This window comes from Streptomyces sp. NPDC048506 (assembly GCF_040651315.1).
In the GTDB taxonomy this organism is placed as follows: domain Bacteria; phylum Actinomycetota; class Actinomycetes; order Streptomycetales; family Streptomycetaceae; genus Streptomyces.
Window position 1 is genome coordinate 25966 of record NZ_JBEZIX010000028.1, and the last position, 13516, is coordinate 39481.

Here is a 13516-nt window from a genome sequence, read left to right on the forward strand (position 1 = left end):
AACAGCAAGACAGCCGGGTTCGTGTGACGCGATCGTTATTCGGATTTGAGCCTCCGCTGAGCGAACACCAGGGAAACACTCCGCACCGATCCAGGCCGGTGCGTCCGAATTTGCCCCCGAATACCCCGTCTCAGCCCATCAGTGACTCGACGAGGGTCTCCTGCAACCCCCCGAGCCAGAGGTAGGCCATCACCATCGGCTTGCGCGGATCACTGTCCGGGAGCCGCAGCAGTTCGCCGCCGTCGTCCTCGTCGGTGACCTCGAGGCGCGTGCCGATGGCCAGCCGGAGGTCATTGAGGGCGCCCAGCCACTGCCGGCACTCGTCCGGCTTCAGTCGCAGCACCGCCTCCTCGCCGGCGGGCGCCAGGGCGTCCAGCGCACGGATCAGCGCCAGCGCGTCCGCACGCTTGCGGGAGCGCAGGTCGTTCTCGGTGTAGCGGCGGAACTCGGCGGAGGCGGCACGGACGTCGTCGTCGGGGACGAGATCGGGGCCGCCGTAGGCGTCGGGGAAGAAGCGGGCCAGGACCGGGTCGGCGGGCGGCTCGCTGGGGCCGTCGTTGAAGACCGACGCCAGCAGGTCCTCGTCCGCCCCCGCCCCCTCCTCCGCGGCGGCGTCCTCACCCGGGCCGATCAGCTCCATCAGCTGCACGGCGAGGCTGCGCAGGATGGAGATCTCGACCTCGTCGAGGGGGACGGCGGCGCCGCCGTCCGGCAGCGGCTCGAAGTGCCCGGTCATCGGCGGTCCTGCTGGAGGGTCGCCCACAGGCCGTAGCCGTGCATGGCCTGGACGTCCCGCTCCATTTCCTCGCGGCTGCCGCTGGAGACCACGGCGCGGCCCTTGTGGTGGACGTCGAGCATCAGTTGGTGCGCCTTGTCCTTGGAGTAGCCGAAGTACGACTGGAAGACATAGGAGACGTAGCTCATCAGGTTGATGGGGTCGTTGTGGACGATCGTGACCCACGGGACGTCGGGTTCGGGGACCTCGAAGGGAGCCTCGCTCGACTCGGGACGCTCGATCTCGACCGGGACACTGAGCGTGCAGCGGTACGGCCGTAGCGTGATCGTGGGTGACGGGTGGGCGCTCACAGGCCCCATGCTGCCACCCAGGGGCGTGCGGTGCACAAATGCCCCTCGCACAGGCCGCGTCGGCGTGCCGCGCGCACCTGCGGCGCGGAGCGTCGAGAGTCCCCCTCTCCCACTATCGTCAAAGTGACGATAGTGGGGTGTAGCATCTCCCCCATGAACACAGCAGACCTGGGGCTGCCGGTGGCCGTGCCGTCGACTGCGCTCTTCACCGACCAGTACGAACTCACCATGTTGCAGGCCGCGTTGCGGTCCGGCACCGCGGACCGGCGCTCCGTCTTCGAGGTCTTCACCCGCCGGCTTCCCGAGGGTCGTCGCTACGGCGTGGTGGCCGGCATCGGCCGGGTGCTGGACGCGGTGGAGAACTTCCGCTTCGACGAGACGATCCTCGGCTTCCTGCGCGAGCGCGGCATCCTCGACGAGCCGACGCTCGCCTGGCTGGCCGACTACCGCTTCCGCGGTGACATCTGGGGCTACCCGGAGGGCGAGGTCTACTTCCCCGGCTCCCCGATCATGCGCGTCGAGGGCACCTTCGCCGAGGCGGTCCTGCTGGAGACGGCGATCCTGTCGATCCTCAACCACGACTCCGCGGTGGCCGCGGCCGCCTCCCGGATGGCGGTGGCGGCCGGTGGGCGTCCGCTGATGGAGATGGGCGCCCGCCGCACCCACGAGCTCTCCGCGGTGGCCGCGGCCCGCGCCGCGTACGTGGGCGGCTTCCACTGCACCTCCGACCTCGCGGCCGGCTTCCGCTACAACATCCCCACGGTCGGCACCAGCGCGCACGCCTTCACCCTGTTGCACGACACCGAGCGGGACGCCTTCACCGCCCAGGTCGACACCCTCGGCAGCGGCACCACGCTGCTGGTGGACACCTTCGACGTCGCCGAGGCGGTGCGCACCGCGGTGGAGGTGGCCGGCCCCGGCCTCGGCGCGGTACGGATCGACTCCGGCGATCTGCTGCTGATCGCCCACCGGGTGCGGCAGCAGCTGGACGAGCTGGGCGCCACCAAGACCAGGATCGTGGTGACCAGCGATCTGGACGAGTACGCGATCGCCTCGCTGGCCGCGGCGCCGGTGGACTCATACGGGGTCGGCACCCAGCTGGTGACCGGCAGCGGGCACCCGACCTGCTCGATGGTCTACAAGCTGGTCGCCCGCGCGGACAGCGACGAGCCGGGCGCCCCGCTGCGGCCGGTGGCCAAGCGGTCGATGGGCGCCAAGAGCTCGATCGGCGGCCGCAAGTGGGCCGCCCGCCGGCTCGACGAACACGGCGTCGCGGAGGCCGAGGTCGTCGGCACCGGCCCGGTCCCGGCGGAGCTGGACGATCTGCAACTCCAGGTGCCGCTGGTGAGCGGGGGCACGGTGGTGGCCCGCGAACCGCTGGACGCCGCCCGCGACCGGCACATCGCCGCCCGGGGCCGGCTGCCGCTGTCGGCGACCCAGCTCTCGCGCGGGGAGCCGGTCCTGCCCACGGAGTTCGTCTGAGTTCGTCTGAGTGCGGCACGCGTCACGCGGCGGTCCCGGGGCGCGCTCCAGGGCCGCCGCGTACCCGCGGGGGCACTGCGTCCATCCCACTCCCGCAATCCCCCGCCAGTGGCTACCCTCGGTCACACCACCACTCCGCGCCCCTCGATTCCCAGCCGGAAGGCACGCACCATGCACCGGGCACTGATCGTCGTCGACGTACAGAACGACTTCTGCGAGGGCGGCAGCCTCGCGGTGGCGGGAGGTGCGGACGTCGCAGCGGCCATCACCGACCTGATCGGGCAGGCGGCCGGCGGCGGCTACCGCCACGTCGTGGCCACCCGGGACCACCACGTCGACCCGGGCGCGCACTTCTCCCCCCACCCGGACTACGAGCACTCCTGGCCGGTGCACTGCGTGGCCGGCACGGAGGGCAGCGGCTTCCACCCGAACTTCGCCCCGGCGATCGCCTCCGGCGCGATCGACGCGGTGTTCTCCAAGGGGGCCTACGAGGCCGCGTACAGCGGCTTCGAGGGCACGGACGAGAACGGCACCGGGCTCGCGGACTGGCTGCACGCACACGGCGTCACCGAGGTCGACGTGGTCGGCATCGCCACCGATCACTGTGTGCGCGCCACCGCGCTGGACGCGGTCCGCGCCGGGCTGCGGACGCACGTCCTGCTGGACCTGACGGCCGGGGTGGCCGCCCACACCACCGAGCGGGCGCTCGACGAGCTGCGGGCGGCCGGCGTCGAGCTGACCGGCAAGCCGGTGCTCGCGGGCGCCTGACGGGCCCGTCAGGCGGCGCGCTCCCGGGCTGCGGGCTCACCGTCCAGCGACGGGGTCGCCGGACCGGCCGACGGCACGGCCCGCGGCCGCCAGAGCGCGCGTATCGGGTGCCATGACTCGGTGTCGTCGTCGGGCGTCTCCCGCCAGACCAGGCCGTCCGGGTGGTGCAGCACCGCCGTGACCTCGTCCGGGGTGGGCGGCTCGGTGTTGCCGCGCAGGTAGACGGACCGCAGACCGAGGTTGCGCAGCCTGGTCAGGGCGCGCTGGCGGTTCACGGAGTGGACCAGGACCCGGACCCGGCAGCCGCACTCGTACGGGCCGGACCGCGGGCCGTGGGGCGGCCTGGGCAGCGAGAGGGCGACCACCACGCTTCCGTCGGGAAGCCTGATGAAGCCACCACCGGACATCGACATATCTCCCCCGTGAGACTCGGCGTCAACAAGGATCGGTCAGGACGCATCTAAACCGAATCGGCCGCCGCCCGCTAGGGGGCGACGGCCGATCCGGTTTTGACCTGCGATTTTTATCTTTTACTTACCCGCGGGGCTGATCTTGACCACCACCGTGGAGCCGTCCCCGGCCTCCTTGGTGATCTTGATCCGGGTGTTGGTGTCAGGAACGATCACACCGCCGGTCGGGTTCGCCTTGTCGTAGTAGACGCCGTGCCGGTCGTCGAAGAGCGTGACGCCCTTCTTGGACGCGATCGTGACCGGCGCGCCGTTGATGTGCAGGGTGAGGGCGTCGGTCGGGAAGCGGGTGAAGGTCGAGTCGTAGGACTGGAAGCGGTTGCGCATCAGCTTCCCGTCGGCCCAGCGCTCGGCCTTGGGGTGCGCGTCGACCGGGAGGATCTGCCCGTAGCCGGGGTGCTGGCCGACGTTGTTGTCCGGCTGCGAGGTGTCCCACAGCCAGATCAGCACGCCGTTCTGGTACGGGAAGTGCTCCACCCAGGTCGGCTTGTCCGTCCGCCAGCCGTAGTTGTACGGACCGACCTTGAGGGTCTTGTCGTACGACACGTACTGGCGGTTCTCGGCGATGTAGTACTGCGGGTAGTCCTTGGTGAACGAGCCGCCGATGCGCGAGAAGCCCTTGCTGGTCCAGCCGTTGTCGCCGCCCTCGGCGTTGTCGCTGAACAGCGGCGTGCCGTCGGCGACGACGCCGATGCTGTCGGCCGCGAAGCCCTTCTGGGCGGCGCCGCCGTCGGTCTGGTAGCGGAAGCGCAGGTCGATCTTCTTGCCCGCGTAGGCGTCCAGCGGGTAGACCAGGTCCTGGTAGGCGGTGACGGTGCCGGTCAGGGCGGGCTTGTCACTGCCGTCGCGCGAGATGGCCTTGCCGCCCGCGGTGCCGTCCAGGGCCGTCCAGTTGGCGCCGCCGTCCGTGGAGACCTCGGCGTAGAGGAAGTCGTAGTCCTTCTCGATGTCCCACCAGCCCTTGAGCGTCAGCGCCGCCTTGGCCTTTCCGGTGAGGTCCACCGGCCGGGACAGGGTGTTCTTCAGGTCGTTGCCCATACCGCTCCACCACTGCTTGGAGCCTTCCGCGGGCTGGACGATGTCGGTCCTGACCGACTTGGCGGGCAGGGTGACGACCACCGCCTGCTTGTCCTTGGTGTTGTACTCGGCGACGCCCAGCTTGTGGGTCGACGCGGTCGCGGCCTTCGCCTTGCCGTAGTTGAGCCAGCCGAGCTGGAGCTTGTCCCAGGCGCTCATGTCGCCGGGCAGGTCGCCGATGGCGTCCTTGCCCCGGCCCAGCCAGGAGCCGCCCGACATCAGCGACCAGAAGTCCACCGAGGACTCGCCGGTGCCGGTGGTGTCGTACTCGTCCGGCAGGCCCAGGTCGTGACCGTACTCGTGGGCGAAGACGCCGAGGCCGCCGTTCTCCGGCTGCATGGTGTAGTCGCCGACCCAGATGCCGGTGTCGCCGATCTGGGTGCCGCCGGCCTTGTTGCCCGTCGGGCCGGTCTTGCCGGCGTCGGAGCCGTAGGCGTACCAGCGGTGCGCCCAGAGGGCGCTGGTCTTCTGGACGCCGCCGCCCGCGGACTCGTCCTCGCCGGCGTGCACGATCTGGAAGTGGTCGATGTAGCCGTCGGGCTCGTTGAAGTTGCCGTCGCCGTCGTAGTCGTTGCGGTCCCACTGGTCGTACTTGGCGAGGTCGGCCTTGATCTGGGCGTCGGTGCGGCCCTTGGCCTTCTGGTCCTTGGCCCACTGGTTGACGCCGTCGCGGATCAGGTCCCAGACGTTGGTGCAGTTGGTCTGGCCGCAGTAGTTGGAGCCGTAACGGGCCTCGTTCCAGTCGACCTTGACCCAGTCGGAGACCTCGCCGTCGACCGAGTAGCGGCCCGAGGACTGCTTCTCGTAGTACTTGGCGAGCGACTGCTTCTTCTTGTCGTGCGAGAAGTAGAGGTCCTGGAAGTGCTGCTGGTTGTAGTCCTTCTGCCAGGCCGTGCTGTTGTCCTTGGCACGGTCCGGCTGGGCTATCTGGTTGTGCGCCGGGCCCGGGTCACCGCCGTACTTCTTCACCGGGGGCTTGGGGCCGTCGCCGTCCGGGTCGTACATCGTGGTGTCGTCGACCTTGTCGCCGAAGTCCACGAGGATGGTGAAGATCTTGTCGGTCTTCTGCCGGGCCAGCTCGACGTACTTGCCCCTGCCGAGCTTGACGACCTTGGAGCCGCCTCGTTCGGTCGCCTGGGCGTCACCGGAGATGACCCGCTGCACGGCCTCCTTGCGCTCGGCCGCCTCCCGGTCGGTGAACGGGCCCTTGAGGTCGTGCTTCACGGCCCGCTCGGGCGCCGGGTCCTGGCGCTTGGCGACGGGTGCCGGGGCCTGGGGGTCGGCGGTGGCCACCCCCGAAGACAAAGCGGCCGCCCCGATCGCGGCGATTGCCGTGGCCAGGGCGGCCGGTCTGAACAGTCTTCTCTGGTCTCTCACTTGGCGCGGTCCTCCCCTTGCGAACGCGGTCACTGTTCGAGGGCATTCGACCGGAAGTGCGACAGAAAAGACAGGTCTTGATTTGGGCACGTCAGAGAAGTACGTTACCCGGTCCACTTGTTGCGTCTATCGGACGTCCACGACGGGGTCACACCCGTCGTCACGCCGGACCTCCCGACCGGGCGGACCGCGCCCGGCGTATATGCCGGCCGGGCATGCGCCCCCGCCCGAACAGGCATGACACCCCCAAGTGTGCGAATACGCAACGGTGTTGTGCGCCCCCCGTGCTTCCGCCCCGTGGGTTAGGTCACGCTTACTTGGCGTTCCCGACGGGCAGGAAGAACCGTAGGCTCGTGTGATGGCGCGCCCTTGACCGACACCCTGCCGACCTCCGAGGACGGATTTCGCCATGCCTCGTCCGACTGCCACCCAGCTCGTCTACGGTTCGGCCACCGTCTTTCTCTCCACCCTCGCGATGCTGCTGCTCTCGCAGACGCAGACCGGGATCGGGGTCGCGGTCATCGCCATCGCCGGGCTCGGACTCGGACTCCTGGTCGCCATGACGGCCCCGATCCCCGGGGTGTCACGGGTGGTCCGCCGGCATGTCGTACGGGCCAAGTCGCCTGCCGCCCCGGCCCCGTTGGACCCCGTGGCGACGTCGTACGAGCCGGTGCCGCAGCCGCGCCTCGTCGAGCGGGCCGGCGCCGCCGAGGCCCGGATCGGCGAGCCCTCGCACTGAGCGGCGCCGGGTGACGGCTATCCGGTCTCCGTGGACACCACCACGGTCTTCGCCGCCTTGTCGTGCAGACACTGCTGGTACGGCTTGTCCCAGGTGCACCACAGGACGTTGACCAGCCAGAAGATGAAGCCGCAGCAGGGCACGATCTCCGGCAGCGTATAGACCGCGGCCCGGATCCAGGCCGCCTGGGCGGTCGGGATCGTGCCGTTCGCGAGCATCGCCACCCGGATCTTCATCGCCATCTTGCCGACGGTCTGGCCGCGGTTGGCGAGCATCAACCCCTCGTAGACGAGGTACGCCAGCATCGTGACACCCGAGACCGTGGACTGCTTACCGGCCTCCACGTTGCTGGTGCTGAAGTAGTCCACCCCGCCGACGATCACCGACATGATCAGGGAAACCGGCACCCCGATGAGGATCGCGTCGATGATGCGGGCCACCAGCCGGCGGCCCCGGTTCGCCAACGGCGGCATCCCGGCCAGCGGATCGGCCGCCCCGTACTGCCCGCCGTAGGGATCGCCGGCATACGGCGCGCCGCCGTACGGTGCCCCGCCCGGGGGCGGCGGGGGCGGGGGCGGCGTCCCGCCCGGAGGCGGGGTCTCGCCCGGGGGCGGCGTCTCGCCCGGAGGCGGCGTCTCGCCCGGCGGGGGTGGCGGGCCTCCCGGCGGCGGCGCGCCTTCGCCACCGCCCGGGCCGCCGCCCTGCGGTGAGTGGTTGCGCGGGGAGCCATCGCCGGGCTGCTCGGTGCTCATGGCCCGAGTCGACCCCCTGCCCGGCACGGACGCATCCGGCGAAGTCCGTTCGGAGTACGGAACGCCGCCCGGCGGGTCAGTCGGAGGCGACGAACGTGCGCGCCAGCTTGTCATGCCAGCACTGCCGCCACGGCTGGTCGAAGACGCACCACACCACGTTCACCACGCCGACCACCAGCACCCCGAGCACGCTGTAGAGGAACCAGCGCTTGAGCGCGGCGGCGAGCGTCGGGGTGTCGTGGCTCTCGATGTCGAGGACCCGCACACCGCAGAGCTTCTTGCCCAGGGTGCGGCCCCACTTGAGGATCGGCAGCGCTTCGTACAGGGCACCGCCGATCAGCAGCACGGCCAGGATCGTGGCGAAGACCGGGGCGGTGGTGCCGTCGACGAAGTAGACCGTCACCTGGCGGCCGGACTGCTTGGCCGCCTCGACCTTGGCGTCGATGTGGTCCGTGACGGTGCCCCACATCGGCACCGCAACCGCCGCGGTGACCGCGCCCAGCACCACGGTGTCGATCAGCCGGGCGGCCAGCCGGCGGCCGAGCCCGGCCGGGTGGCCCTGTGCGGCCTGCGCGGCCGCGAAGAACGGGTCGGCGGCGCTCGGCGGCTTCCAGGGGATCACGCCGTCGGCACCGGCGCCCTGCTGGGCGGGGGCGGCGCCGCCCTGTGCCGGGAAGCCGGACGAGGGCGCGGACGCCTGCTGAGCGGGTGCCTGCTGGGCGGGTGCCTGCTGAGCGGGTGTCTGGTGCTGCTGTGCCGGGGCCTGGTGCTGCCCGGCCGGGCGGCCCTGCTGCTGCGCGCCGCCGGACGGCAGCGACTGCGGAGTGCCGCCGGGCGGGGCGGACGGCGACCGACCGCCGCCCGCGACGCGGAACGTCATCGTCTCGTTGCCCTTGGCGGGCGTGGCAGCGTCGGCGGGCTGCCCCGCGTTCGGCCGGACCGCGCGGATGGCGGTGGTCCCCTGGTCGCCGGAGTTCGGGCGGCGCGCGGGGTTGACGGCGCGGATGGTGACCGTCCCGTCGGCCGGGACCCCGGGGGTGCCCGGCGCGGGCGTGGCCGACGAGGACGTACCGGGGACCTCGGCCGCCCCGGAGCCGTCGTCGCCCCGCTCCTCGCGCTGCGGCGGCACCGTGCCCCAGGAAGCGGCGCCCGACGGCGTGCCCGGGGGCGTCTGGTCCGTCGCACCCCAGGAGATCCGGTCGGCGTCGCCGTAACCGGCCTGCCGGGAGGCGTCGGCCTGCCAGGCGGAGGCCGGTTCGGGGCTGTTGCCGTGCAGCCGGGCCGGGTCGTCCCAGGCGGCCGCGGCGGGCCGGGACTCGGCCGCACCGCCGTGGCGGGCCGCGGGAAGGCTGCCGCCGTCCGCCTCCTCGTCGAGGAAGACCGGGCCGGTCTCCTCGACGGCGGGCGTCGCGGGCGCGGGCTGGGGGGCCGCGCCGGGCGGCGGGCCGGGCATCGCCTCCCCCTCGCCGGGGGCGGGCCGGCTGGTGCCCGGCACCCATGCGGCACCGTTCCAGTACCGGATGTAGCCGGGGATGGACGGGTCCGGGTAGAAGCCTGGCGTGGGGCTGCCGCCGGCGGATCCTGAGGTAGGGGCGCTCATGTCCGAAGTCCCGTATCTGTACTCGGCCTGGTGGGTGTGGGCAGCAGTCTGCCGCAACGCGGCGTCCACATCTATCAGACCGCGGGACGCATCGTGCTCCTGCCCGTCCATGACCACCTGGAAGAGACCCGGGAAAAAAGTTGTACGAAGTCGTGTAAGAGTTCGGCGTCCGGTGCCTCTCTAGTCCGTGCGGGCCGGGTCCCAGGTCCGCACGGTCGAACGAGAGAGGCGTACCTCATGCACACCGTGGTGGAACGAGAACTGGAGCTGGACCTCGTCCTGTCGCCGGAACGAAGCATTCCGGTGCCGGCCCGGCTGACGTACCGGACGGACGACCCCTACGCGGTCCACGTCACCTTCCACGTGGGTTCGGACTCGCCGGTCAACTGGACGTTCGCCCGTGAACTGCTCGTCGAGGGCGTGTTCCGGCCGTGCGGCCAGGGCGACGTCCGGGTGTGGCCGACGAAGGTGGACGGCCGCAGCCTGGTCTGCATGGCGCTGAACTCGCCGGACGGCGAAGCGCTGTTGCTGGCGCCGGCCGCCGCGGTCTCGGCCTGGCTGGAGCGCACCCTGCGGGTGGTTCCGCCGGGGTCGGAGCAGGCGCATCTGGGCCTCGACAAAGGGCTGAGCGAACTGCTGGCGATGGCGTGGCGGGACGACCCGTGGCCAGGTGACGGCTGGCCCGCTGACGAGTCGCCGGAGCCCGGGGCGTAACGGGGTGCCCGAGGGGCCCTGCGAGGGGGCGGCCGCAGGGGAACCAGCAGGCCGGTGCGGCCCGGAGCCGCGCCGGCCACACGGGAGGGCATGTTCCACCGTTCCGGGGAGTCGGGTCACAGCCGGGCGCTCAGCCGCGGTAGGCCTCCAGCAGCCGCAGCCACACCTCGCTGATCGTCGGATAGGCCGGCACCGCGTGCCAGAGCCGCTCGATGGGGACCTCGCCGGCCACCGCGACCGTCGCGGAGTACAGCAGCTCTCCGACGCCGGGACCGACGAAGGTGGCGCCGAGCAGCACCTCCCGGTCCAGGTCGACGACCATCCGGGCGCGGCCGCGGTAGCCGTCCGCGTACAGCGACGCGCCGGCCACCGCCCCCAGGTCCTGGTCGACCACCCGGATCCGGTGCCCGGCCCGCTCCGCCGCGGCGGCGGTCAGGCCCACCGAGGCGGCCTCGGGGTCGGTGAAGACGACCTGCGGAACGGCGCGGACGTCCGCGGTGGCGGCGTGCGCTCCCCAGGGGTCGGACTCCAGGATCGGCACGCCCCGGGCGCGCGCGGCGATCGCTGCGCCGGCGATCCGGGCCTGGTACTTGCCCTGGTGCGTCAGCAGGGCGCGGCGGTTGACGTCGCCGACGCCGTACAGCCAGCCGCCGGTCACCCCCGCGACCCGGCAGCTGTCGTCGACCTCCAGCCAGGAACCGGGTTCCAGGCCGACGGTCTCCAGGCCGATGTCCTCGGTGCGCGGGGCCCGACCGGTGGCGACCAGCAGTTCGTCGGCGACGATCTCGTCGCCGGTGTCCAGCACGACGGTCACCGCCCCGCCGGGGGCCTCCCGGCGCACCTCGCGCACCTCGACTCCGGTGCGCAGGAAGGCGCCCGCCTCGGCGAGCGACTCGGCGACGAGGTGGCCGGCGAACGGCTCCATCCGGGGCAGCAGCCCGTCACCGCGCACCAGCAGCGTCACCGAGGCGCCCAGGGCCCGCCAGGCGGTGGCCATCTCGACGCCCACCACGCCGCCGCCGATCACCACCAGCCGGCCCGGCACGTCCTTGGCGCTGGTCGCGTCGCGGCTGGTCCAGGGCCTGGCCTGGGCGAGGCCGGGGATGGGCGGCAGCAACGCGCGGCTGCCGGTGCACACCGCGACCGCGTGGCGCGCGCCGAGGACCCGGCCGCCGTCGACGACGACCCGGCGGGGCCCGGCCAGCCGGCCCTGCCCGCGGACCAGGTCGATACCGACCGTGTCCAGCCAGCGGACCTGCCCGTCGTCCTTCCAGTACGAGGCGAAGGCGTCGCGGTGGGCCAGGACGGCGGGCGCGTCCAGCGGGCCGTCCACGGCGTCCTTCAGACCGGCCACCCGGCGCGCCTCGGAGCGGGCGGTGACCGGACGCAGCAGCGCCTTGCTGGGCATGCACGCCCAGTAGGAGCACTCGCCGCCGACCAGCTCGCTCTCCACGATCACCGTGCTCAGCCCGGCCGCGTGCGCCCGGTCGGCGACGTTCTCGCCGGTCGGGCCCGCCCCCAGCACGATGACGTCGTAGGCCTCAGCCTCGGCTCCGGTCGCTTCGGTCGCTGCCATCGGCTCTCGCTCCCTGGGTGCGGAGGTGGTCAAGGGGAAGGGCCCCGCGGGGCCCACGGGGCCCACCGGTCCTTCTGGCCATCCTCTGCCCAGGACGCCGTCAGCGCATCCGGCGCTCGACCGCTTCCTTCGCCTCGGCCAGCCCGTCCCCGGTCACCTCGCGGTGCACCTTGATCGCCTGGATCTTCTTGCCCTGCGCCAGCAGGGCATCGATCTCGGCCATACGAGGGTCCTCCGGCTCCTGGACGCCCGCCTCGGCCAGCAGCAGGTCGACCTTCCGCTCCAGCCGCTGGAGCCGGCGGTCGATGGCCTTGGAGCGGCGGTCGGTGGTGGAGACCACCATGCTGATGGAGAGCACGACGAAGACGATTCCGGGGAGCCAGGTTTCCATGGCGGGAACTCTACGAGGTGGTCCGAGCGGGGCGGGCGCCGGGCCGGCGACCGGCGGGGAGCCGGAGGAGAACTCGCGGGGAATCAGAACATCTTGCCCGGGTTGAGGATGCCCCGGGGGTCGAAGACCCGCTTGATGTCGCGGTGCAACTCCAGGCCGACCGGCCCCAGTTCGCGGGCCAGCCACTCCTTCTTCAGCACGCCGACGCCGTGTTCGCCGGTGATGGTGCCGCCGAGCGCGAGGCCGAGCGCCATGATCTCGTCGAAGGACTCGCGGGCGCGCCGCTCCTCGTCCGCGTCGGCCGGGTCGAAACAGACCAGCGGGTGGGTGTTGCCGTCCCCGGCGTGCGCGCAGACGCCGATGGTCAGGCCGTACTTCTCGGCGATCGCGGTGGTGCCTTCGAGCATGGCGGCGAGCTGGGAGCGGGGCACGCACACGTCGTCGATCAGCATCGCGGGCTTGATCCGCTCCAGGGCCGTGAAGGTCAACCGGCGGGCCTGGAGGAGCAGGTCGGACTCGGCGGCGTCCTCGGCGGGCACGACCTGGGTGGCCCCGGCCTCCTCGCACAGCGCGCCGACCGCGGCCAGGTCGGCGGCGGGGTCGGGGGTGTCGAAGGCGGCCAGCAGCAGCACCTCGGTGGACTCCGGCAGGCCCATCTGCGCCAGCTCGTTGACCGCGCGGATGCTCGTGCGGTCCATCAGTTCCAGCAGCGAGGGGGCGTGGCCGCGGGCCATGATCTCGCAGACCGCCCGGCCCGCCGCGGCCACGGAGGCGAACTCCGCGACGAGGGCGAGCTGTTGCGGCGGGTTGGGGCGGAGCGCCAGGGTGGCGCGGACGACCACGCCGAGGCTGCCCTCGGAGCCCACGAAGAGGCGGGTGAGGTCGTAGCCCGCCACGCCCTTGGCGGTGCGGCGGCCGGTCGTCAGGAGACGGCCGTCGGCGAGCACGACGTCCAGGCCGAGGACGTACTCGGCGGTGACGCCGTACTTGACGCAGCACAGGCCACCGGCCGCGGTGCCGATGTTCCCGCCGATGGTGCACGTCTCCCAACTGGAGGGGTCCGGCGGGTAGTAGAGGCCGTGTTCGTTGACCGCGCGGGAGAGCACCGCGTTGATGACGCCGGGCTCGACGACCGCGATCCGGTCGACGGGGTTGATCTCCAGGATGCGGTCCATCTTCACCAGCGACAGCACGATGCACCCGTCGGTGGCGTTGGCGGCGCCCGACACCCCCGTCCGCGCGCCCTGCGGGACCACCGGGACGCCCCACTCCGTCGCCGTGCGCATCACGTGCTGGACCTGTTCGACGGTGCGCGGCAGCACCACGACGGCGGGTGCGCCCGCCGCGCAGAAGTTGGCCATGTCGCGGGCGTAGGAGCCGGTGACGTCGGGGTCGGTGAGGAGGGCTTCTGCGGGGAGCCCGGCGCGCAGGTGTGCGATGAGGTCCATGCCCTCAGCCTCGCATCCGTGGGCCGTACACGGAAGCTC

Annotated in this window: 13 protein-coding genes; 4 read left to right on the forward strand and 9 right to left on the reverse strand. The window is 72.1% G+C overall.

Features of this window, described 5'->3' with window-relative positions; all coding sequences use genetic code 11:
* Positions 1 to 130: 130 nt before the first annotated feature.
* Both AB0C96_RS22945 and clpS read right to left on the reverse strand, forming a co-directional pair.
* Positions 131 to 736, reverse strand: a complete 606-nt coding sequence (locus tag AB0C96_RS22945; RefSeq protein ID WP_362919561.1) for a DUF2017 domain-containing protein — start codon at positions 734 to 736, stop codon at positions 131 to 133.
* Entirely contained in the window at positions 733 to 1062 is a 330-nt protein-coding gene (gene clpS / locus AB0C96_RS22950; RefSeq protein ID WP_362919629.1) for an ATP-dependent Clp protease adapter ClpS, read from the reverse strand. The genes AB0C96_RS22945 and clpS overlap by 4 nt, the downstream gene beginning before the upstream one ends.
* A 177-nt stretch (positions 1063 to 1239) precedes the next feature.
* Between clpS and AB0C96_RS22955 the strand changes: the two genes are divergently transcribed.
* Positions 1240 to 2568 (forward strand): nicotinate phosphoribosyltransferase, encoded by a 1329-nt coding sequence (locus tag AB0C96_RS22955; protein ID WP_362919562.1) that lies wholly within the window; start codon positions 1240 to 1242, stop codon positions 2566 to 2568.
* A gap of 171 nt (positions 2569 to 2739) precedes the next feature.
* The gene (locus tag AB0C96_RS22960) at positions 2740 to 3336 is read left to right on the forward strand and encodes an isochorismatase family protein (RefSeq protein WP_362919563.1); all 597 of its coding nucleotides are present in this window, start codon (positions 2740 to 2742) and stop codon (positions 3334 to 3336) included.
* An 8-nt stretch (positions 3337 to 3344) separates the two neighbouring features.
* Here the strand turns inward: AB0C96_RS22960 and AB0C96_RS22965 are convergent, their stop codons facing one another.
* Positions 3345 to 3743: a hypothetical protein gene (locus tag AB0C96_RS22965; RefSeq protein ID WP_362919564.1), complete on the reverse strand. Its 399-nt coding sequence runs from the start codon at positions 3741 to 3743 to the stop codon at positions 3345 to 3347.
* A 123-nt stretch (positions 3744 to 3866) separates the two neighbouring features.
* On the reverse strand, positions 3867 to 6257 hold the full coding sequence (locus AB0C96_RS22970) for an immune inhibitor A domain-containing protein (protein WP_362919565.1): 2391 nt from the start codon (positions 6255 to 6257) through the stop codon (positions 3867 to 3869).
* 409 nt (positions 6258 to 6666) lie between these two features.
* On the opposite strand from AB0C96_RS22970, the gene AB0C96_RS22975 reads away from it, so the two are divergent.
* Positions 6667 to 6996 carry a hypothetical protein gene (locus AB0C96_RS22975; RefSeq protein ID WP_362919566.1) on the forward strand — a complete coding sequence of 110 codons (330 nt, stop codon included), beginning with the start codon at positions 6667 to 6669 and terminating at the stop codon, positions 6994 to 6996.
* Positions 6997 to 7013: 17 nt separating this feature from the next.
* On the opposite strand, the gene AB0C96_RS22980 is transcribed toward AB0C96_RS22975, so the two are convergent.
* Positions 7014 to 7748: an RDD family protein gene (locus AB0C96_RS22980; protein WP_362919567.1), complete on the reverse strand. Its 735-nt coding sequence runs from the start codon at positions 7746 to 7748 to the stop codon at positions 7014 to 7016.
* Positions 7749 to 7824: 76 nt separating this feature from the next.
* A complete protein-coding gene (locus AB0C96_RS22985; protein ID WP_362919568.1) occupies positions 7825 to 9348 on the reverse strand; it encodes an RDD family protein in 1524 nt (507 codons plus the stop codon).
* A gap of 237 nt (positions 9349 to 9585) precedes the next feature.
* Between AB0C96_RS22985 and AB0C96_RS22990 the strand changes: the two genes are divergently transcribed.
* On the forward strand, positions 9586 to 10062 hold the full coding sequence (locus tag AB0C96_RS22990) for an SsgA family sporulation/cell division regulator (RefSeq protein ID WP_362919569.1): 477 nt from the start codon (positions 9586 to 9588) through the stop codon (positions 10060 to 10062).
* A gap of 130 nt (positions 10063 to 10192) precedes the next feature.
* On the opposite strand, the gene AB0C96_RS22995 is transcribed toward AB0C96_RS22990, so the two are convergent.
* From AB0C96_RS22995 to AB0C96_RS23005, 3 genes are all read right to left on the reverse strand, one after another.
* On the reverse strand, positions 10193 to 11638 hold the full coding sequence (locus tag AB0C96_RS22995) for an NAD(P)/FAD-dependent oxidoreductase (RefSeq protein WP_362919570.1): 1446 nt from the start codon (positions 11636 to 11638) through the stop codon (positions 10193 to 10195).
* A 100-nt stretch (positions 11639 to 11738) separates the two neighbouring features.
* Positions 11739 to 12029 (reverse strand): ribosomal protein L7/L12, encoded by a 291-nt coding sequence (locus AB0C96_RS23000; protein WP_362919571.1) that lies wholly within the window; start codon positions 12027 to 12029, stop codon positions 11739 to 11741.
* Positions 12030 to 12112: 83 nt separating this feature from the next.
* Positions 12113 to 13477: an FAD-linked oxidase C-terminal domain-containing protein gene (locus AB0C96_RS23005; protein ID WP_362919572.1), complete on the reverse strand. Its 1365-nt coding sequence runs from the start codon at positions 13475 to 13477 to the stop codon at positions 12113 to 12115.
* Between the last annotated feature and the right edge of the window lie 39 nt (positions 13478 to 13516).